Source organism: Burkholderia sp. ABCPW 111 (genome assembly GCF_000773065.1).
Lineage (GTDB): Bacteria > Pseudomonadota > Gammaproteobacteria > Burkholderiales > Burkholderiaceae > Burkholderia > Burkholderia savannae.
The window spans coordinates 1-22,305 of the sequence record NZ_JPWT01000001.1 but is presented as its reverse complement, the minus strand read 5'-3'; the positions used below and the strand labels follow the sequence as shown (position 1 = coordinate 22,305).

The following is a 22,305-nucleotide window of genomic DNA, read 5'->3' as shown; positions in this document are numbered from 1 at the left end:
CGGCGTCCCGCCCTCGACCGGTGCCGGCCGCCGCGCCGGCCGATTCCGCTTGACCCTCACGCAACGTCAGGTTTCATCCTCCACGGTGCGCATGAAACGGAGGCAAGAATGCTGCTCAAGATCGGAGAGCTGGCGAAACGCAGCGGGCTGACGGTCCGCGCGCTGCACCACTACGACGCGATCGGCCTGCTCAAGCCTTCGGCGCGCGCCGACAACGGCTACCGGCTGTACGACCGCAACGACATCGCCCGGCTCCACCAGATCCAGGCGCTGCGTCGTTTCGGCCTGACGCTCGCCGACGTCGGCGCCTACCTGGCCCAGCCCGGCACGCCGCTCACGTCGATCGTCGCGCGGCAGATCGCGATGCTCGACCGGCAGATCGAGCAGGCGGCGCGTCTGCGCGAACGTCTCGCGCAACTGCACCGCGAGCTCGTCGACGGCGCGCAACCCGAGCTGGCCGATTGGCTCAAGACCCTGGAGTTGATGACCATGTACGACAAGTACTTTTCCGAAGAAGAGCTCGCGCGCCTGCCGATGTATCGCAACAGCCAGGTGCCCTCCCCGGAGTGGGCCGCGCTCGTCGACGAGGCGCGCGCGCTGATGGACGCGGGCGTCGCGCCCGAGGACGAGCGCGTGCGCGCTGTCGGTCCGCTGGATGACGATGCTCGTGCGCGACACGAACGGCGACCCGCGCTTCCTCGCGAAGCTGAACCTGATGCACGACCGGGAGCCGTCGATGCAGGCGCACGTCGGCATCTCGCTCGCCCTGCGCGACTACGTGCTGCGCGCGTTTTCGGAAACCAAGATGCGCATCTACGAGCGTTATCTGTCGCCCGAGGAAACGCGCTTCATGCGCGCGAACTACGGCAAGCGCGCGATGGAATGGCCGCAGTTGATGGCGGACGCCCGCGACGCGATCGAAGCGGGCGTCGCGCCCGCCTCGCCTGAAGGCCACGCGCTCGCTCGGCGCTGGCTCGAGCTGTTCAGGAGCTACGCGGGCGACGATCCGGCGACGCAGCTCAAATTCCGCGAGGCGCTCGCGAACGAGCCCGAGCTGATGACGGGCACGTACGCCGACGACGCGCTGCTCGGCTTCGTGCGCGAGGCGATGCAATCTTTGACGCAGGCGCGCTGACAAGCCGCGCGCCGGGCGATCCGGCCCGGCGGCGGCTGAGCGTGCGCATCCGGCCCGCGCGGGCCGGATGCGATCGGCGACTCAATATTCCGAGATCGCCATGTATGCGCTCATCAGCATCTCGTCGCGCTCGGCCGCTTCGAGGTAAGCGTCCCAATGCGGCGTTTGCGCGGCGTCGCGATGCCAGAACTCGATCTCGCTGCGGCCGTGCTGCAGGCTGCGCCACGCTTGCGTCAGCAAGCGCCGCTCCTCGTCGCCGAGCGAGCTCAGCTGCGAGACCGGCGCGTCGCCCCCGTCGACGATCGCCCCGATCAGGTTCGACAGATGCGCCCACAGCAGGCGGATCGTCGATTCCCGGAACAGATTGACGTTGTATTCGACGTGGCCGACGATCGCGCCGCCCTCCTCGCGCAGATCGAACAGCAGATCGAGAATCGACGCGGCCCGGTCGAGCTCGACGGGCGCGATGCGCAGCCCGTCGACCTGCGGCATCGACAGATCCTCGTTCTGCAGCACGAACATCACCTGCACGAGCGGATTCACGCGCGGGTCGCGCTCCCTGAGCGCCATCTGCACGAGATGCGCGAACGTCACGTCCTGATTGTCGAACACGTTCAGCACGTCGTCGCGCACGCGCGCGAGATGCGCGGCGAAGCTCGCAGCCGGATCGAAGCGCTGCCGCACCGGCAACGTGTTCGTCAGGAAGCCGATGAGCGGCTCGGTCTCGATGCGCGAGCGGTTCGCGACGGCCGTGCCGAGCACGAGATCGCCCTGCTTCGCGTAGCGCGACAGCAGCAAGCCTAGCGCGGTCTGCAGGAACACGAACACCGTCGACTTCGACGCCCGGGAGAACGCATGCACGCGCTCGACGAGCGCGGCGGGCAACGCCACCGCGATCCGCCGCCCGTCGAACGTCGGCTGGTCCGGGCGCTCGAAATCGGTCGGCAATTGCAGCACGCCGGCGTAGCCGTCGAGGTAGCCGCGCCAGAAGTCGAGCTGGCGCTTGAACGGCTCGGACTGCGCAAAACGCCGCTGCCAGATCGCGTAATCGGCGAACTGGATCGGCAGCGGCGGCAGCTCCGCCGCCCGCCCGTCGCGCCGCGCCGGATACAACTGCTCGATCTCGCGCAGGATCACGCCCGCCGACCACCCGTCTCCGATGATGTGATGATTGCGCCAAAGCAGCACGTGCTCGTTGTCGGACAGCCGGTAGATCGTCGCCGAGCACAGCGGCAGCGCGTCGAGCCTGAACGGCCGGCTCAGCTCGGATTCGATCGCGCTGTCGAGCGCTTCGCGCGCGCTCGAGGCGTGCTCGCCGGACAGGTCCTTCACGGCGAGCGGGAACGTCATCTCGGGCGCCACCACCTGACAGGGCTGATTGTCGAGCGTCGCGAAGCGGGTTCGCAGGATCTCGTGGCGATCCGTCATCCGCTGGAGCACCCAGGCGAGCGTGTCGACATCGAGCGGCCCGTCGATCCGCAGCGCGAAGTGCGAGCCATAGGCGCGCTGCGAGGCGTCGATCTTGTCGAGGAACCAGAGACGCTCCTGGTTGAACGACAGCGGAATGTGCTCGGGGCGCCCCTGCGGCGCGATCGTGTCCTCCCGCAACGCCTCGGCCTGGGCGGCCGCGATCGCCGCGGCGAACGAGATCGCCGTGTCGTGCTCGAACAGCGCGCGGATCGGCAAATCGATCCGAAAATGCCGGCGCGCGCGAGACACGACCTGCGTCGCGAGCAGCGAGTTGCCGCCGATGTCGAAGAAGCTCCAGTCGGCGCTGACCGCCGGGCGCTTGAGAATCTGCCGGAACAGATCGACGACGAAGGCCTCGACGTCGTTGCCCGGCGCGACCACCTCGAGCTGCGCGCACGTCTGCGCATCGTCCGGCAACGCGAGCGCCTTGCGGTCCACCTTGCCGTTGACGTTCTTCGGCAGACGGTCGAGCGCGACGATCACGTCGGGAATCATGTACGCGGGCAGCCCGAGCTTCACCTGCTTGCGCAGCGCCGACACCCACGCGCTCGTCGCGCCCGCGCCCTCCAGCGCGCGAAGATCCGCAGGAACGGCCCACGCCGCGAGCGACAGTTGCCCCGTCGCGTCCGGCAGCGCGAGGACGACCGCTTCCTGCACCGACGGCTCGCGATTGAGCGCGGCCTCCACTTCACCGATCTCGATGCGATGGCCGCGGATCTTCACCTGGTTGTCGCGCCGGCCGATGAAGAACAGCTCGCCGTTCGCGGCGCGCCATCCGCGATCGCCGCTGCGATAGAGGCGATGCGAGCCGGCGAACGCGGCCTCCCGCGACGAATAGGCGGCCGCGGTGCGCTGCGGATCGTTCAGATACCCGAGCCCGACGCACACGCCGCCGACGTACAGCTCGCCGGGCGTGCCGGCCGGCACCGTGCGCCCCCACGGATCGAGCACGTAGACGGCCGCATTCTTGATCGGCCGCCCGATCGAGATCTTCGGCGCGCGCGCGTCGAAGTCGAACGGCACCTTGTAATGCGTGCAGTCGTCGGAGGTTTCCGTCGCGCCCCACATGTTCAGGATGCCGACGCGAGGGTGCACCGCGCGCAGCTGATGCACGAGCGACGGCTGCAGCGTCTCGCCGCTCGACACGACCCAGCGCAGCGCCGACGCGCCGAGCGCGAGCGCCGGCGCGTCCGGCTGCGCGGCGTGCACGAGCAGCATCGTGCTCAGCACGGAGGGCGACACTTCGAGAATCGACACGCCGTCGGCGACGACGCGCTCCAGGAGCCGCGCCGGATCTTTCGCGACGGCGTCGTCGTAGATCCTGACCTGCGCGCCCGCGATCAACGGCGCGCAGAATTGCCACACGCAGATGTCGAACGTCGCGGCGGCGTCCTGCGACACGATGTCCGCCGCGCCGATCCCGAGATCCTCGATCTTCGCCTCGATGTGATTGATCATCCCGCCGTGGTCGATCATCACGCCCTTGGGCTCGCCCGTCGAACCGGACGTGAAGATCACGTAAGCGAGCGTGTCGGCGGACGCCTCGAACGCGGGCGCTCGCAGCGCGGCCGCGTCGGCCGGCTCGGCGAGCGCGTCGAGCGCGATCCTGGCCGCGCCGCTGCGCAGGCGCTCGGCGACGCTCGTATGCCCGCGCGCGACGACGAGATGCGCGGCCCGCGCGCGCTCGAGCAGCGCGTCGATCCGCTCGGCCGGCCCGTCCGGCAGCGGCACGAACGCCGCCCCGACCCGCCAGAGCCCGAGGATCGCCGTCAGATAGTCGATCGAGCGATCCGCGAGCAACGCCACGATGTCGCCCGGACGCACGCCGCGCGCGCGCAGCTGCGCGGCGGCCGTGCGGCTTGCGTCGAGCAGCGCGCGATAGCCGATCGAGCGCGACGCGTCGACGGCCGCGATGCGATCCGGCCATTCGCTCGCGCGCCGCTCGAACGTCGCGACATATAGCCCCGGCGCGCCCGCCGGCCGTTCGACCAGGGCGCCCGCGGCGGCGCGGCGCTCGACGGCGGCCTCGTCGTCGCCGAGCAGCGTGCGCGCGGCGAAATGCTCGTCGGGCGACGCGACGATCGCCTCGAGCGCGCGGCGGAAATAGCCGCCGATCGCGACGAGGCGCTCGAGCGGCAACGCGTCGAGATTCGCCTCGAGATCGAGCGTCAGATGCTTCGTGAACGGGTCTTGGTTGAATTCGACGCGCAGCGCGAAGTGCGTCTGGATATACGCCTTCGCATCGACGACGCTCACCCCCGCCAGTTGCTCCAGCTCCTCGTACACATGGAAGTGCGTGTAATTGAAGCTCACGTCGAAGAGCGGCTCGTTGCCCTTCAGGTGCTGGATTTCCTGATACGGATAGCGGCGATACGCCTGCAGCGCGGATTCCTTGTCATGGATGCGCTTGACGAGCTCGGACCAGGTGTCGCCGCCGAGCTGCACGCGCCACGGCACGACGTTCAGATGCGTGCCGAGCACGCGCTCGCCGTCGCCGTCCTCGAGCCGGCCGTTCGACTCGACGGCGAGAACGACGTCGGACTCGCCGCTCACGAAACTCATGACGCTCGCATGCGCCGCCAGCAGCACGTGCTTGAGCGACACGCCGAGCCGCGCGGCCAGCGCCTTCAGGTCGTTCGACAGCGCCGCCGGCACATCGACCGCGTAAAAGCGCATCGGATTGCGCCCGGCGTCCGCGTGCGTTTCCTGCAGGTACGCGAGCCGCGTCGGCCGGAAATCCTCGAGCTCCGCTTCCCAGAATGCACGCACCGCCGGATCGGCGACGGTCTCCTGTTCCAGCGAGACGTAATCGGAAAAGCGCGTATGCAGTTCGGGAAGCTGCGGCAGCGCGCCGTCGCCGACGAGGCTCACGTAGTTGCGCAGGATCTCCGACACGGCCGACGATTCGCTCCAGCCGTCGAGCAGCGCGTCGTGGAACGACATCGTGAACACGAACTCGTCGTCCGTCCAGCGGTGCAGCGAGAAGCGCAACAACGGCGCGCGCGCGACGTCGTACGGACGGCGCTTTTCGCCGTCGAGCCACGCCTCGTAGCGCTGCTTGCGGCGCGCGTCGTCGACGTCGCGATAGTCGAACACGTCGACGACCGGGGCCGAATGCGCGTGAACGATCTGCAGCGGCCGCTCGAACTCGCCGAGGTGGAACGACGTCCGGAAAATCGGATGGCGCTCGATCAACGCGGCGAGCGCTTGCTCGAACGCGCGCAGATCGTAGCGCGCGCGCAGCCGGAATTCGAAGATGTCGCAGTACATCGCGATGTCGTCGCCGAATTGCGAGTGGAACAGCAGCCCTTCCTGAAGACGCGCGAGCGGATAGGCATCGACCGCATCCTCAGGCAGCTGGCGACGCTCGGCGTCGCTCGTTTGCGCGAACGCGGCGACGCGAGGCCGCTCGGCCAGCTGGGCCGAAATCTTCGTGACGGCGGCGAGCGCGGCGGGCGTCTGGAGCCGGAACACGTCCTGGACGCTGATCTGCAAACCCGCCTTCAACGCGCGGCTGCGCAACTGGATGATGCGGATCGAATCGCCGCCGAGCTCGAAGAAGCCGTCGTTGGCGCCCACGCGCGGTTTTTCCAGCACGTCGGCGTACAGCTTGCACAGCAGCTTCTCCTCGTCGGTGCGCGGCGCGACGTAGGCCGCGCGCAACGGAATCGCGCCGTCCGCCCGCTGCATGAGCGCCTTCGCGTCGACCTTGCCGTTCTGGTTCAGCGGAATCGCATCGATCGGCAGCACGGCCGACGGCATCATGTAATCGGGTATGCGCTCCGACAAGTGGCGATACAGCGCCTGAACGTCCGGCAGCGCATCGCAGACGATGTACGACACGAGCCTGGTCTGTTCGTCGTCCGGTTGCGGCGTCGACGCGGCGCGGATCAGCTGCCGGATCTCGGTGATCGCGCCGGCCCCGCCGCCCGCCGACGCCGGTGCAACGACGTTGCGCGGCTTGTGCGGCTTGCTCGCGAGCGTGACGGCGTCGCGAATGCCGTCGAAGCGCGTGAGCGCCGCCTCGATTTCGCCGAGCTCGATCCGAAAGCCGTTGATCTTGACCTGCTGATCCTTGCGGCCCAGATACTCGTAATCCGCGTCGCCGACCTTGCGCGCGAGGTCGCCGCTCTTGTAGTAGCGCCCCACGCCCACGCCCGGCTCGATGTCGAGATCGACGAAGCGCTCGCGCGTGAGCGTCTCGTTTCGCAGATAGCCGAGCGCCACGCCCCGGCCCCCGACATAGATCTCGCCGACCTCGCCGTCCACCACCGGCTTGCGATCCTCGTCGAGCAGCACGATCGACAGGTCGCGCAGCGGCAGGCCGATCATGCTGCCCGGCGCGTCGAGATCCGCGAGCGTGACGGGCCGGTAGGTTCCGTGCACGGTGATCTCGGTGATCCCGTACATGTTGACGAGCAGCGGCTGCGCGTCGCCGTACTTGCGGAACCAATCCTTGAGGCTGCCGAACACGAGCGTCTCGCCGCCGAAGATCACGAGGCGCAGCGCGCTCAGGCGGTCGTCGCGCCGCAGATCGGCAGCGATGAAATACTTGAACGCGCTCGGCGTCTGGTTGAGCACCGTCACGCGCTCGCGTGCGCACAGCGCGCGGAACTCGTCCGGCGAGCGCGAGATTTCGTACGGCACCCCGACGATCCGGCCGCCGTAGAGCAGCGCACCCCACATTTCCCAGACCGAGATGTCGAACGCGATCGAATGGAACAGCGTCCACACGTCGCGCTCGTCGAACCGGTATTCCGGCTCGGACGACGTGAACAGGCGCAGCACGTTGTCGTGCGTGACCTGCACGCCCTTCGGCCGCCCGGTCGTGCCGGACGTGAAGATCACGTACGCGCAATCGTCGCGGCGCAACGCGCGCGCCGCCTGCGGCGCGCGATCCGCTGCGTGCGCCCCGTCGCGCGCCGGCTCGGCGAGCGCGTCGACGAGCAGGACGGTGCGGCCCTCGACGGACGGCAGCTTGCCCAGCAAGTCGCCGAACGCCGTCGACGTGACGAGCACGCTCGGTTGCGCGTCCTCGAGAATGAAGCCGAGCCGCTCGGCCGGAGAGTGCGGGTCGAGCGGCACGTACGTGCCTCCCGCCTTCAGAATGGCGAGGATGCTCACGACGACGTCCACGCCGCGGTGCAGCAGAATCGCGACGGTGGTCGGCCCGTCGGCCCGCATCCGCGGCGCGAGCGCGCGCGCGAGCTGCGTCGCGCGTTCGTCCAGTTCGCGATACGTGAGCGACGATTCGCCGTAGGTGAGCGCGACTCGCTGCGGGCCGCTGCGCACCTGCTGCTCGAATCCTTCGATCAACGAATCGCATTGCGCGAGCGGCACGGCTGCCGCCGGGAGATCGGCGGCGCGCTCGGCCGCCGGTGCGTCGATCGCGGCCGGCGCCGCCTTGGGCTCGATCGTGTGCAACGGCGCGTCGGCCGCGTCGAGCACCGCATCGAGCAGTTGCAGGTATTCGTCGGCGAACGCGGCGACCTGATCGCGCGTCGCGAGCGTCTCGCCATATTCGAGCATCGCTTCGATCCCGCGCGCGGCAGGCGCCATCGTCAACGCGAGATCGAACTGGGACGGCGCGGAGCGCAACGGCAGCGAACGCGCGGCGATCGAACCGATTTCGATTTCGGCGGCGACGCCCTTGATCGCGAACGCTTCGGTGCCGCGGCGGCCGCTCGACTGCTGCATCACGAACAGCGCCTGGAAGAACGGATGCCGGCCGGCGCGGCTCTTCGACGCATGCTCGTTGACGAGGTGCGCGAACGGATACGCCTGGTGGGCGATCGCGGCGGTGAGATTGTCGGCCGACTGCGACAGGAACGCCGCGAACGTCGTGTCGTCGCGATACGCGGTGTGCAACGCGAGCGGATTGACGAAATAGCCCTGCGTGCGCGCATACGCCCAGTGCGTCCGGCCGGCGGCGAGCGTGCCGATCGCGAGGTGCTCGGCGGCGCCGCGGCGATGCAGCAGCAACTGGAACGCGGCCAGATAGACCGCGTTGAGCGTGCGGCCCGAGCGCCGCGCGAATGCCTCGACCCGTTTCGCGAGCGTCTCGCCGATCCGGAAATTGACGGGCCGCGGCGCGCCGTCCGCGCGTTGCGCGCTTGGCTCGAACACCGAGGCGAGCGCCGAATCCGCACGGTTCTCGCCCAGGACGGTGCGCCAGTACTGGCGGTCCGCCAGCGCGGCGGCGCTGCCCGTGTACGCGTCGCGCTCCCGGCACCAGTCCTGGTAGTCGCGCTCGGGATCGGCAATCGGCTCGCCGCCCGACGCGTCCGACACGATTTCCTCGACGAGTTGCGACATCGACCAGAAATCGGAGGCGATGTGATGCAGGTTGACGAGCAGCCAGGTCCGCCCGCCGTCGCGCTGCGCGACGCGAATGCGCAACGCCGATCCCCGCTCCAGATCGAACGGCCGCAGCGCTTCGTCGCCGAAACGCTCGATCAACGCGGCGTCGTCGAGCCCTTGCGGATCGATTTCGGCGAAATCGACGCATGGCGTCGCCTCGACCGTCTGCACGTTGCGGCTGTCCTCCGCGCGATAGCGCGTACGCAGGATCGGGTGCCGCGCGCACGCGCGCGCGACGCTCGCCTCGAGCGCGTCGGACGCGAGCGCCGGCCGGCATTCGATCAGGAGCGCCAGGTTGTAGTCATGCCGATCCGGGTCGAACTGATGCAGGAACCAGAGCTGCTGCTGGTTCGGCGACAGCGCGAACTCGCGTTCTTTCGCACCCGCCGTCGCGCGCGGGGCGGCGGGCGCCGCAGTGTCCGTTCGGGCGATCTGCGCGCCCAGCTCCGCGATGCTCGACGCGCCGAACAGGTCGTCGAGCCCGACCTGCGCGCCCAGATGCTTCTCGATCAAGCCCTGCAGCCGCACGACGCCGATCGAATTCAGCCCCGCGCCCGCAAGCGGCAGATCGGCGCCGATCGCCTCGGGCGTCTGCCCGGTCAGCGCCGCGACCGCGCGCCGCAGCGCAAGCACGATCCGAGCCGCATGCTCGTCGGCGGGCACCGCGCCGGAGCGCGCCGTTTGCGGCCAGAGCGCATCGAGATCCTGATCGGACGCCGCACCGGCACCGCTCGCCGAACGCACGTCGCGGCCGACGAGCGGCAGCGTGCCGTCGAGGTAACGCGCGCGCGTCTCCCGGCGGCGGATCTTGCCGCTCGACGTCTTCGGAATGCTCGCCGGCTGAATGAACACGATCTCGTCGACGGCGACGTCGCAGGCGCGCGAAATCGCCGTGCGGATCGCCCGGGCGGCGGCATCGACGTCGATCGTCTTCGCGAAGCGCCGGTCCACCTCCTGCACGACGACGACGCGCGCATCGCCCTCGCCGTCGATCGAGAACGCGGCCGTGCAACCTTCGCGCAAGGCCGGATCGCTCGCGCCCGCGGCGGCTTCCAGGTCCTGCGGGTAGTAATTGCGCCCGTTGACGATGACGACGTCCTTGCTGCGCCCGGTCACGAACAGTTCGCCGTCGACGACGCAACCGAGATCGCCCGTGCGCAGGAAGCCCGACGAGGCCGGGTCCGGGGCGGCGAGGCGCGCGCGAAACACGTCGGCGTTCACCGCGTCCTTGTTCCAGTATCCGGACGGAATGCTCGGGCCGCGCACCCAGATCTCGCCGATCTCGCCTTGCGCCGCCTCGCGCAAGTCGTTGACGATGCGCAGTTCGTGCCCCGCCGCGCAGCGGCCGGACGACACCAGTTCGACGCTCGCGGCGCCGCCCTGCGGCTCGAGGCGGCCGAGCGTCAGCGCGAAACGGTCGGCCGCCCGTGCGTGAAACGCTCCGCCGGGCGCGCCGCCCGTGACGAAAAGCGTTGCTTCGGCAAGGCCATAGCACGGATAGAATGCGCGCGGATCGAACCCCGCGCGCGCGTAGATCTGCGCGAAACGCCGCATCGATTCCGCCTGTACCGGCTCGGCGCCGTTGAACGCGATGCGCCAGCTCGACAGATCGAGCGCGGCCACCCGCTCCGGGCTGCGAGCCGCATGCTCGGCGCAGAGACGATAGCCGAAGTCCGGCCCGCCCGCGACCGTCGCGCGATACCGCGTGATGTTCTCGAGCCACGACAGCGGGTCCTTGATGAACGCGGTCGGCGACATGATGTGCGACGGGTATCCGTAAAAGAGCGGATGCAAGGTCGTGCCGATCAGCCCCATGTCGTGGTACAGCGGCAGCCAGTTCAGGCAGACGTCGTCGTCGCGCGATCCGAAGCCCGCCGCGATCGCGATCTGATTCGCTATCAGATTGCCGTGACTCACCGCGACGCCCTTCGGCTCGCCCGTCGACCCGGACGTGTACTGGAGAAACGCCACGTCCGCCGGCGTGCGCCGATAGTCGCTCGCCGGAATCGGCGGGACGTCCGCCGCCGCGTCGATCGACAGCAGGCGGATCGCCGCCGACAGCGCGCGGCCCATCTCGCCCGAGAACCACTCGCTCGCCTTCGCCACCGCCTCGCCGTCGCCGAACGCGAACCGTGCGCCGCAATCGCGCACCACGTGCGCGATGCGGTCGAGCTTTTCTCCGCGCCGCGGCGGATAGAGCGGCACCGCGATCACGCCCGCATACAGGCAGCCGAGGAACGCGGCGATGTATTCGAGCCCCGGCGGGAAGAACAGCAGCACGCGATCGTTCTCGCTCGCATGCTGCCGCAAGTAGGCGGCGACCCGCCGCGCGCGCTCGTCGAGCTGCCGATAGGTCAGCTGCGGCCCCGCCCCCGTTTCCGGGCTTTCGATGAAGTGATACGCGAGCGCGTCGGGACGCTCGCCGGCATGTCGCTGAAGTACGTGAACGATCGTGCCGGCCTGCTGCATTTTGTCGAGATCGGTGGTCGTCATGTCAGTCGGTCAGGCTAAAAAGAATGAGGGATTGGAACGGATGCGAGCCGCGGCGCGCGGCGGCGCATTCCTCGTGCGCCGCCGGCATTCGCGCCGCGGCGCACATCGAACGGCGAACGGCGTCTAGTCGACGATCGAAAGATCGAAGCGCTTGCAAAGGAAATACGACGTCGCGATCAGCATCAGCGGAATCTCCAGCTTCGACAGGTCGGCCTCGTTGCCGTCCGACAGGAGCTTCGACAGGCGCGCGAGCTGCGCGGGATCGAAGAGCCCCAATTGCGCGAGGCGCGGCGAGTGGACGATGTCCTGGATCAGCGCGAACAGCTTGCCGTTGCGCTGCAGCGTCGAAGGCGGCGCGAGGAACGGCTGCTTCACGCGCCGATGGACCCGCTCGGTCAGATAGGGCTTCATCGCGTCGCGGAAGAGGCTTTTCTCCTCGCCGTCGCGGAAGAACCACGACACGGGAAGGGTCCGCGCGAATTCGAACAGGCGATGGTCGAGAAGCGGCATGCGCACTTCGACCGAATGCGCCATGTCGAGGCGATCCGCGAACAGGATCTGATTGCACAGAATGGACTTGCACCACAGATACATCGACTGCTGCACCGGATGCCGGTCGCGAAGCTGATCGTGGATCGGCAGGCGATCGATCAGGCTCGACACGAGCAGATCGGGCGTGACGTCGCGCTTCAGGTCGGCATGCAGCAGCGTGTCTCTGAGCGGCGTGCGGCTGTTGAGCACGATCGACAGCCACGCCGGCGTGAAGCCGATCAACCGGCTCGCGAAGCCGTTGCGCGCCGGCCGGAACCACGGCGGAATCGCCGCGCTCAGCTTGCCGGCCGCCTGCACGTCGGCGAACGTCGCGAGGCGCGCCGTCTCGTCGCCCGCATAACCGGACAGCAGATAGTCGATCTGATGAAAGTTGTAGCCGTAGAACAGCTCGTCGGCGCCGTCGCCCGACAGCACCGCCTTGAACCCCGCGTCCCGCACCGCGCGACTTTGCAGATAGCGCGCGACCGCGTTCGAGTTGATGCCGATGCTCTCCGCGTGCCAGACGACCTGCTCGAGATGGTCCGCGAAATCGGCCGAATCGACGGCGACCGTCCGGAACGCCGCGCCGAACGACTCCGCTGTGTCGCGCGCCACGGCGCTCTCGTCGTAATCCGCGTGGTCGAACTGCACGTTGAAGGCGGTGAGCCGGTGGCCGAGCCGCTTCGCCGCGACGCCGAGCACCGCCGACGAATCGAGCCCGCCGCTCAGGTAGTGGCCCATCGGCACGTCCGCGTGCAGGCGCGTCTCGACCGCGTCGGCGATATGCTCGGCGAGCGCCTCGGCGGCGCATGCGCGCGAGCGCGCGTCGTCTCGCCATTGCGGATGGCGCGGGTAGTCGAGATCCCAATAGCGCCTGACGACGGTCTTGCCGTCCGAGCAGATCAGCATGCACCCCGGCGGAACCTGCCGGATGCCCTCGAACAGCGTCGCGTCGTGCGGCTTGATGAGAAGCAGATGCTGCACGTATTGCTCGCGGCTCAGCCTGCCCGCGACGCCCGCCGCGAGCAGCGCCTTGACCTCGGAGGCGAGCAGGACCCGCTCGCCGCTCTCGTGATAGTAGAGCGGCTTGATGCCGAACCGGTCGCGCACGCACAGGAGCTGGTTCGCCTCGCGGTCCCAGATGGCCAGCGCGAACTCGCCTCGCAGCCGCTCGACGAAATCGATGCCGTATCGCTCGTACAGCGCGAGCGCCACCTCGGAATCGCTGTCGGTCTTGAACTGCCAGCCTTCGCGCCGCAATGCGCGGCGCCATTCGTGATGACCGTAGATCTCGCCGTTCGCGACGATCACGTTGCCTCGCGCGCTGACGATCGGCTGGTCGCCCGTTACGAGATCGACGAGGCCGAGGCGCGCGTGCGCGAGGCCGACGCGCGCGTCGGGCGACAGCCACAGCCCCGTTTTTTCCGGGCCGCGATGGTCGAGCGTATCCACTGCGCGCTGCAGCGTCGACGCGTCGATCGGCGCGCTCCGATCGAAGATTGAAACGATTCCACACATGACGGGCTTCAGCTCCGTGGTGAAGGTGGGACGGTCCTGCCAGGCACCGCAGAACGCGGAGAGGATGCTCCCCGCGACGAACGCGCGGCAGCGAAGCCGACGATGCGCACGAGATCCGATGCGGATCACGCACGCCGTGTTCGCCGACCTCCGCGCATCGCCGTGATCCGTGATTCTCGATCGGGCGACATTGATTCTTTTCCGTTTACAACCGTCTACCGAAACATCAAATTTGCTTTGACGACAGATTTAAACGAACGCACTGAGTATTTTTCTAATCGCACCATGAATCTCAGGTCGCAAGCATAGCGTAATACTTCGATTCGGAAAACACGATTTACGAAGGATGCACGGATCGTGAACGACATGAATTCATAGCGGCCGGCATGTTTGTGACGATATTTAGATTCAATGCGTCTCGCAGTTTTGTTTTCTTGTTTCTTTTTGTGTTTTTTGCGACCAAATTCCATCGATCGATTGAGAATTTCGCCGACCCAATCTCGTTCGAAACGAAAGATTGAGCGACGAACTGCTTGTTATCAATCAATTCCGATGGCTTTCATTTAACGGCTTGACTAACGATTGCTTTACATGTACGTTTCGCTACCAGAGTGAATTGCGGCGCTCGTCTACTCTGAAGCAATCTTCGCTCGTCGAGTATTTTTCTCCCGGCTGAGCTTATGCTCTCGACTACGCAGCGGCGCAGTGAATTCCGTATCGCATCGTCCCGGCGTTCGAAACTGTTTTTGATCCGCGGAGCCCGTCTGCGCTGCCTCGATTGCGCCGGCGCTCCATGGATATCCGGGCCGACGCTCGGCGCCGACCGTCCCGCCTGTCGGGCGGGGCGGCCGGCATCACCGCGCCCGCGCGCACCGCGTCGCCGCCATCGAAGACGATTCGCTGTTTGCATCGCCCGCTCGCCGCATCCGCGAGCACGAGTATCTAGGCTTCACCGGATTTCCCTGAATATGTCTGCATACTTTGAAGGACGGTCGCCGGATGAATCGGAATTTGTCTACCCCGGGCAAGCGCATGGCATGCGGTTCACTGGATGAAATATCCACGCTGAGCGAATGCCGCCGCAAACGAAGTCACGGCGGCATGCCGGCCGCATTTGCCACCGCACGCGGAATCCATATTTCCGATTCACTCATATCGATGTTCTTCAATTTCGATACCCGTCGTTCTGAAATTTTATTACCCGGGTAGCTCGAACAAATTAAAACGAGTGTTTGACTTTTCAACCACATTTATCGATGTGGCGGATCATGCACGTCCTTTTTCTGGATTGACGAGCCAAAATGTACGTAACAGAACCGGTCAAGCGCTCTGTTCATTCGCCGCTCGCCCGAGAGGAAATCAACGGCGATCGGTCGATCGGCATTGCCAATGCGCTTATCAATAAATACGGAAATCGGTTTTCCTCCAATTCCGGCCACTCCGGCAAGGCGAGAACCCGAAAGGCGGGCTCGCTGGCCGAGCGTTTTTTCTCGACCGGCAACGCGCCCGCCACGTTCGGCGAGCTGGTCCAGGGGCGCGAGCCGATATCGGGAAACGATTTCCTGGTGACGTTTCCGATCACGCTGACGACGACGGCGAGATTCTGCCGGTTCCGGCATTCCGATCGCCTTTACGTCTTTCCGGCGAGCAAGAAGAAATCGCTGAAGGCGGCGCAGCTCTTCCTCGAGAAATTCGGCATCCGCACGGGCGGCATCCTGCAGATCTGCAGCGCGGTGTCGGAGGGCAAGGGGCTCGCGAGCTCGTCCGCCGACATCGTCGCGACGCTGCGCGCGCTCGCCGCCCACTTCGACATCGAGCTCGCGGTGGCCGACATGTGCGAGATCATCCGCGAGATCGAGCCGACCGACGGCGTGATGTTCGACGAATCGGTCGCGTTCTTCCATCGCAAGGTCGAACTGGGCAAGGTGATGGGCAGGCTGCCGAAAATCTGCATCCTCGCGATCGACGAAGGCGGAATCATCGACACGGTCGCCTACAACCGGCATCGCTTCGATTTCTCCGACGAGGAAACGAGCCAGTACGCCGCGCTGCTCGCCGTCGTCGACGCCGCGATTTCCAGCCGCGACGTCCGCGAGATCGGCCGCGCGGCGACGCTCAGCACGCAGCTTCATCAGAAGCGCAATCCGAAGCGCAGCCTGCGGCAACTGGAGGCGCTGATGGCCGACGTCGGCGCCGACGGCATCGTCAACTGCCACAGCGGCACCTTCATCGGCCTGTGTTTCGACGCGGCGCGCCCGGATGCGCTCGACACGATCGCCCGGGCGGAACGCACGCTCCGGGAAACCCTAAGACAACCCATTTCGCGATTTTTCACCAGGTGAGCTCATGACATACGACGCAGCATCGATCAGGAAAACGCAGGAGAAGGTGTCCGATGCGATGGCGGAACCGCGCATCGTCCAGATCTCGCCCAATCTCTACGCCGTCGCGCTCGAAGTCATGAAAGTGATTCCGGCCAAGCACATCATCGAGCAGGCGCTGCGCGACGGGCGCATCAACCGCGATTCGCTCGTCATCGAATCGTCGAGCGGCAATTTCGCGCTCGGCCTCGCCGTCGTGTGCCGTGAGCACGGGCTGAAGCTGCGGATCGTCGGCGATCCGGCGATCGACCCGAAATTGCGCGGCATGCTGCGCAACCTCGGCGCGGAAGTCGACATCATCGAGAAGCCGGACGCGTTCGGCGCATTCCAGCGCCTGCGGCTCGCACGCATCGCGCAACTGCTCGAAGCGCATCCGAACGCGTTCTGGGTTCGCCAGTACGACAATCCACAGAATCCCGACGCGTACCGCGCGCTCGCCGACACGCTGCTCGCGGAGGCAGGGCCGGCGTTCGACCTCGTTGCATGCGTCGGCTCCGGCGGCTCGTCGGTCGGCCTCGCGACGCACCTGCGCCGCCACAGCGACGCAATCCGCGTGACGGGCGTCGACACGTTCAACAGCGTGCTGTTCGGCTTGCCGGACGGCAAGCGCACGCTACGGGGCCTCGGCAACAGCATCATGCCGAAGATTCTCGATCACTCGCAGTTCGACGAGATCCATTGGCTGACGAGCCCGCAGGCGAACCGCGCGGCAATCGAGCTGCATGCGCGCCACGGCCTCTTCTGCGGCCCGACGAGCGGCGCCGCCTACCGGGTCGCGCACTACAAGGCCGCCCGCCAGCCCGATCGCAAGATCCTGTTCATCGCGCCCGATACCGGCTATCGCTACCAGGACACGATCTTCGACGAGCGGTGGCTGAAAGAGCACGACGAGATCGCCGACGTGCCGCGCGACGCGCCCGTCGCCGTCGACCGGCTCGATCAGGTGATCGCCGCGGACGAATGGAGCTGCATCGACTGGCAGCGCAAGCCGCTCGCCGAGCGGCAAAACCTGCAAGCGCCCGGCGCGTGACGCGCGGGCCGCGCGCTCGCTCCTCCCCTTCCACCGACGTTCTGTACACAACATGACGGGCATCTTTGTCTTCATCGAGAGCAACACGACCGGCACGGGCGAGCTCTTCATCCGCAAGGCGCTGCATCGCGGCCTCACGCCCTACTTCCTCACGGCGAACCGCGACAAGTATCCGTTTCTCGACACGACCCGAGTCGTGACGGTCTCGATCGATACGAGCGACGCCGACGCCGTTCACCGTTTCGTATCCTCGCTCGGCGGCGTCGTCGCCGTTTTTTCGTCGTCCGAGTTTTACATCGAGGTCGCGGGCGAAGTCGCGCGGCGGCTCGGGCTGCCGACCGCGAACACCGATGCGACGCGCATCTGCCGCGACAAGAAGCGGCTCGCGGACGTGCTCGCCGAACGCGGCATCGACGCGCCGCGCACGCTCGCGCTGACGCTCGACGAGGCCGCCGCGCCCCGGCTCGACGGCCTCGCCTATCCGGCCGTCGTCAAGCCGAGAATGGGATCGGGCAGCGTCGGCGTGCGCCGTTGCGAAAACGCGGACGAAGTATTCGAGCACTGCGACAGCCTGCGCCGCGCCGGCACCCACGCGGCCCTCGCGCAAGCCTACGTCGAAGGCGACGAGTACTCGGTCGAAACGCTGACGATCGGCGGCAAGACGCAAATCGTCGGCGTCGTCAGGAAGCGGCTCGGGCCCGAGCCGCTCTTCGTCGAGATCGGCCACGACTACCCGGCGCCGCTGTCGAGCCGGCAACGGGAGCGCATCGAGAGCACCGTGCTGCGTGCGCTCGACGCGGTCGGCTACGCGTTCGGCCCCGCCCATACCGAGCTGCGCATGCGCGACGACGCGGTGACGATCATCGAGATCAATCCGCGGCTCGCGGGCGGGCTCATTCCCGTCCTCCTCGGCGAGGTATTCGACGCCGATCTGCTCGACCACATCCTCGACATGTGGCTGGGCGCCACCGCCTTTGCCGATCTCACCGCGAAACGCTACGGCGCGATCCGCTTCGCGCTGCCGGTGCGCGAAGGCGTGCTGCGCGGCCCGCTCGCGCTGCCGCCCGACGTCGCCGCGGCCCCCGAGCTCAGGCACTTCCACCCGATCGCACGGCCGGGCGACGCGCTGCGGCTCGAAGGCAGCTTCCGCGACCGCATCGCGGCCGTCGTCTGCGCGGGCGACGATCGCGAATCGGTCGAGGCGCTCGCCGATCGCGCGGTCGCCGAACTGCGCGTCGACATCGACGCCGACGCATCGGCGAACGCGGCCTCGCCGCATGCCGCCGATGCCGTGAAACCCGGCCTGCCCGCGCACGTGCAGGCGATCGTCTACGGCGGCGCGGACGAGGACGCGCCGCTCGCCGAGCTCGACTACCTGTTCGATCTGAACGAGGCGCATCTCGTGATGCTCGGCGCGACGCACGTCGTCGGACTCGACAGGATCAAGCCGCTTCTGCTCGCGCATCAGAGCCTGAGAGCGCAACGCTATGCGCCGCTTCTCGCGCGACCGCGGCCGCGCGGCCTCTACATGCTCGTCGAGCGCTACCTGATCGACACGCTCGGCGAGGAAGTCGGCGGCGTGCTGCAAACGGGCCGGTCGCGCAACGACATCAACGCGGCCACGACGAAGCTGCATCTGCGCGACGCGACATCGCGCGTGTTCGACGCGCTGTGGCACCTGCGGCGCAGCCTCGTCTTCAAGGCGTCGGCGAACGTCGACCGGGCGTTTCCGATCTACAGCCAGTATCAGCCGGCGCTGCCGGGCACGTTCGCGCATCAGCTTCTCGCCTACGACGAAGCGCTCGCGAACGAATGCCGCGCGCTTCTCGCGCTCTATCGGCACGTCGACGTGTGCCCGCTCGGCGCAGGCGCGGGCGGCGGCACGACCTTGCCGATCGATCCGGAGCTCGTGTGCAAGCTGCTCGGCTTCGAGCAGCCGGCGTCGAACAGTCTCGACGCCGTGGCCAACCGCAGCGGCGTGCTGCATTTCCTGTCGGCCGCGAACGCGATCGGCGTGATGCTCTCGCGCATCGCGCAGGACCTGCAGATCTGGACCACCGCCGAGTTCGCACTGGTGTCGCTCCCCGACGGGCTGACGGGCGGCTCGTCGATGCTGCCGCAAAAGAAGAATCCATTCCTCGTCGAATTCGTCAAGAGCCGCGCGGGCGTTCCGCTCGGCGCGCTCGCGAGCTGCACCGCGACGCTCGGCAAAACGCCGTATACGAATTCGTTCGAAGCGGGCTCGCCGATGAACGGCCTCATCGCGCAAGCATGCACGGCGATCGTGGAAGCGGCGACGATCGCCGCGCTGCTGATCGACGGGCTCGACGCCGCGAGCGAACGAATCGACGACCATCTGAAGGAGACCGCGGTCGCCGCGATGGCCGTGTCGGAATCGCTCGTCGCGCGCCAGTCGCTCGATTTCCGCACCGCGCACACGCAAGTCGCGCAGGCGGTGCGCGACAGCGTCGCGCACGGGCGGTCGAGCTACGACGCGCTCGCCGCGCTCGAGCCCGACTTCATGTCGAGCCGTCCGCTCCATTGGGCGCAAAGCCACCGGTTCGGCGGCGGCCCCGGCGCCGCGGACCTGAACCACGGCGTCGCGCGGGCATGCCACGCGCTCGCCGACGACGAAGCCGCTTTGCGCCGCAGACAGGACATCTGGCGCGAAGCGGAACAGATGCGACGGCTCGCCGTGCAGCAACTCGCCAGCCATTAGTCCGCCCCATTCGCGAAAGAGAACACCTATGAGCACGACCATTCGAACGGGCGCGCCGAACTTCAAGCGCGCGTTGATCTCGAGACTCGGCAAGCCCCCCGCCGCACGGCCCGCGTGGCTCGACCTCACCCACACGCTGCCGCGCGCGGCGGGCGCGGAGCAAGCGCACTGCCGCCGCACGCTCGACGGCGACTGGCTCGCGCGGCTCGCCGAGCAGGCGCAACGCCTGTCGGTCGATCCGCGGGCGCTTTTCGTCTCGGCGGCGCGCGTGCTGGTGGCGCGCATCACCGAACATGCCGCAAGCGCAACGGCGCTCGCGCTTGCGCTCACGCACGACGTGCGCGCGGCGACGTACTCGGCGCTGTCGACGACGCCGCCCGGCCGGCAGACGGTCGGCGAATTGCTCGCGGACAGCGACGGCTGGCTCGCGCATCCCGGCGGCCCGGTCGACGCCTGGCCGCATGTCGTGATCGCGGCGACGCAGACGCCCCCCGACCCGCACGCGCTTCCGGATGCGCAACTCGCCATCGCGTTCGCGATCTCGGGCGAGGGTGCATGCGTCGCCGCGCGCGCGGCGGCCGGACTCTTTTCCCGGCAGGCGCTCGACGCGTTCGTCGAACAGTGGCTTCACGTCGTGTCGCAGCTCGGCGCGAGCGCGGCCGACGCTGCGCTCGACGAGCTCGACCCGCTCCCGCCCGCGCAACGCGCACGCCTGCTCGAACAATGGGAGCGCGGCGCCGCGATCAACGCGACAGGTCCGCTCGCGCATCAGGCCTTCTTCGCGCGCGCGGCGGCCGAGCCCGACGCGCCGGCCGTCCAGTCCGGCGATGCGCCGATGCGGTACGCCGAGCTCGCGTCTCGCGCGGCCGACGTCGCGCGACGACTGCGAGCGCTCGGCATCGGACCGCTCGATCGCGTCGCGATTTACGCCGGCCCGGGGGCCGATCTGGTCGCCGGCATCCTCGGCGTGCTGGAAACGGGCGCCGCCTATACGATCCTCGACCCGGCGAGGCCGCCCGCGGAGCTGAGCGCGCGGCTGCGCGATTTCGCGCCCGGCGCGACGCTCGTGCAGGCGGCGCTCTCCGCGTATCTCGACGGCTCGGACACGCCGGTGCTGAAGCTCGACGCGGACGCGGCGCAAGACCTGGCGCAAAGCGTGCCGCACCACGCGGCGAGCTCGCGAGACGTCGAATCCGTCGAATCCGACGCAGGCGCAGGCGCTTTCGATTCCGGCCTTCCGGCCTTCGTCACCCGCCCGTCAGGCGGCGTTGCGCACGCCGTCGTCGCGACTCATCGCGACCTGCGCGACGTCGCGCGCTGGTACGCCCGGACGTTCTCGCTCGACGCAGCGGACCGCTTCCTCGTGACGACGAGCTTCGATACGGCGGCCGCGCAAAAGCACATCCTGACGCCGCTGCTGATCGGCGCGCAGGTGCATTTCAGCGACGCGCGCTTCGATCCCGACGCCGTGCTCCGCGAGATCGCCGCGCGCGGCATCACCGTGTTGAACGTCGCGCCGAGCTTCTTCCACGCACTCGTCGACGCCGAGCGGCATCGGGAATTGTCGGGCGTGCGGCACGTATTCCTGGAAGGCGAGCCGGCGAGTGCGCGCCGTATCGCGCCATGGCTCGACAAATATCCGCACTTGCGCGTCGTCGCGCTCCATGACGCGAACGCGTTCGCCGGTCCCGTCGCCGCGTGGACGCTTAGCGCGGCGACGGAGCCGTCGAGCGACGAAACGTGCGTGCTCGGCTGTCCGGCGGACGGCGTCACGCTGCAGATACTGGATGCGCGCAAGCGGCCCGTGCCGCCCGGGATCGCCGGGCGCGTGTACGTCGGCGATGCGCGCACGCCCGCATCGGCGCGGCGGGATGCGAACGCGCCGCACGTCGACTCCGTTCGCCCCGACGTCGGCGAACATCCCGACGTCGACGAGCGCCGCGGGCCGCGCGATACCGGCGACCTCGCGCGCTGGCGCGCCGACGGCGTCGTCGAATATCTCGGACGCGCCGACGCGCCGACGCGCGGCTACGGTTCCTGGGCCGGCGCGCGGCACGTCGAAGCCTGGCTGTCGGCGCAAGACGGCGTAAGCGACGCAATCGCGATCCTTCGGCGCACCGCGGGCGACACCGGTCACGAGCGCGTCGCTTACGTCACGCCGCGCGCGGGCGCGATCCTGTCGACGCCCGACTTGTTGCGTGACGCAGGTGCGGCCTTGCCCGCCGAGCTCACGCCCGACGCGATCGTCGTGCTGCCCGCGCTGCCGCTCGCGCTCGACGGCACGCTCGACCGCGCGCGCCTGTCGGCGCCGGCATCGGCCGGCGCGGCCGCCGCCCGCGACGATGATTCGCCGACGCGCGAACGCGATCTCGCCTATTGGACGGCGGCGCTGCACGATCTGCCCACCGTCCACAACCTGCCCCTCGATCGCCCCCGGCCCGCCCTCGCCGATCATCGCAGCGGGCAGATCGTCCGGCACCTCGACGCCTCCCGGCACCGCGATCTCCTCCAGTTCGCCTCCTCCCGGCAGGCCACCCTCTTCATGGTCCTCCAGGCCGCCTTCGCCGCCTTCCTCTCCAGGCTCTCCGGCACCGCCGACGTCGTCGTCGGCTCCCCCGTCGCCAACCGCCCGCGCCCCGAGCTCGCCCCGATCGTCGGCTTCTTCGTC

The 22,305-nt window shown here is 68.2% G+C and carries 7 protein-coding genes and 2 pseudogenes; 6 read left to right on the top strand and 3 right to left on the bottom strand.

The window, feature by feature from the left end:
• Positions 1 to 108 precede the first annotated feature (108 nt).
• Positions 109 to 1,135 (top strand): annotated as a pseudogene (locus X946_RS00035) (MerR family transcriptional regulator).
• Between the two features lie 81 nt (positions 1,136 to 1,216).
• Here X946_RS00035 and X946_RS00030 read toward each other — a convergent pair.
• Both X946_RS00030 and asnB read right to left on the bottom strand, forming a co-directional pair.
• On the bottom strand, positions 1,217 to 11,458 hold the full coding sequence (locus X946_RS00030) for a non-ribosomal peptide synthetase (protein ID WP_038742860.1): 10,242 nt from the start codon (positions 11,456 to 11,458) through the stop codon (positions 1,217 to 1,219).
• Positions 11,459 to 11,581: 123 nt separating this feature from the next.
• A complete protein-coding gene (gene asnB / locus X946_RS00025; RefSeq protein WP_038742858.1) occupies positions 11,582 to 13,507 on the bottom strand; it encodes an asparagine synthase (glutamine-hydrolyzing) in 1,926 nt (641 codons plus the stop codon).
• A gap of 999 nt (positions 13,508 to 14,506) precedes the next feature.
• Here asnB and X946_RS32880 point away from each other — a divergent pair.
• Positions 14,507 to 14,716, top strand: coding sequence for a hypothetical protein (locus X946_RS32880; RefSeq protein ID WP_152611583.1), 210 nt, complete (start codon positions 14,507 to 14,509; stop codon positions 14,714 to 14,716).
• A 124-nt stretch (positions 14,717 to 14,840) separates the two neighbouring features.
• Here X946_RS32880 and X946_RS36780 read toward each other — a convergent pair whose 3' ends face one another.
• Complete coding sequence (locus tag X946_RS36780; RefSeq protein ID WP_394364280.1) at positions 14,841 to 15,089, bottom strand: hypothetical protein; 249 nt, start codon at positions 15,087 to 15,089, stop codon at positions 14,841 to 14,843.
• On the opposite strand from X946_RS36780, the pseudogene X946_RS00020 reads away from it, so the two are divergent.
• The 4 genes and pseudogenes from X946_RS00020 to X946_RS00005 all read left to right on the top strand — a co-directional run.
• Positions 14,986 to 15,849: pseudogene (locus X946_RS00020) on the top strand (GHMP family kinase ATP-binding protein); the annotation flags it as partial. The gene X946_RS36780 and the pseudogene X946_RS00020 overlap by 104 nt on opposite strands.
• Positions 15,850 to 15,853: 4 nt before the next feature.
• Complete coding sequence (locus X946_RS00015; RefSeq protein WP_038742856.1) at positions 15,854 to 16,918, top strand: cysteine synthase family protein; 1,065 nt, start codon at positions 15,854 to 15,856, stop codon at positions 16,916 to 16,918.
• A gap of 52 nt (positions 16,919 to 16,970) precedes the next feature.
• On the top strand, positions 16,971 to 19,637 hold the full coding sequence (locus tag X946_RS00010) for a lyase family protein (protein ID WP_038742854.1): 2,667 nt from the start codon (positions 16,971 to 16,973) through the stop codon (positions 19,635 to 19,637).
• 28 nt (positions 19,638 to 19,665) lie between these two features.
• Positions 19,666 to 22,305, top strand: a 2,640-nt coding sequence (locus X946_RS00005; RefSeq protein WP_038742852.1) for an AMP-binding protein, incomplete at its 3' end; no start/stop codon positions are given.

Coding starts and splice junctions, on each gene's coding strand:
- asnB (WP_038742858.1), bottom strand. CDS start 13,507: ATGTGTGGAATCGTTTCAATCTTCGATCGGAGCGCGCCGATCGACGCG.
- X946_RS00010 (WP_038742854.1), top strand. CDS start 16,971: ATGACGGGCATCTTTGTCTTCATCGAGAGCAACACGACCGGCACGGGC.
- X946_RS32880 (WP_152611583.1), top strand. CDS start 14,507: ATGAATCGGAATTTGTCTACCCCGGGCAAGCGCATGGCATGCGGTTCA.
- X946_RS00030 (WP_038742860.1), bottom strand. CDS start 11,458: ATGACGACCACCGATCTCGACAAAATGCAGCAGGCCGGCACGATCGTT.
- X946_RS00015 (WP_038742856.1), top strand. CDS start 15,854: ATGACATACGACGCAGCATCGATCAGGAAAACGCAGGAGAAGGTGTCC.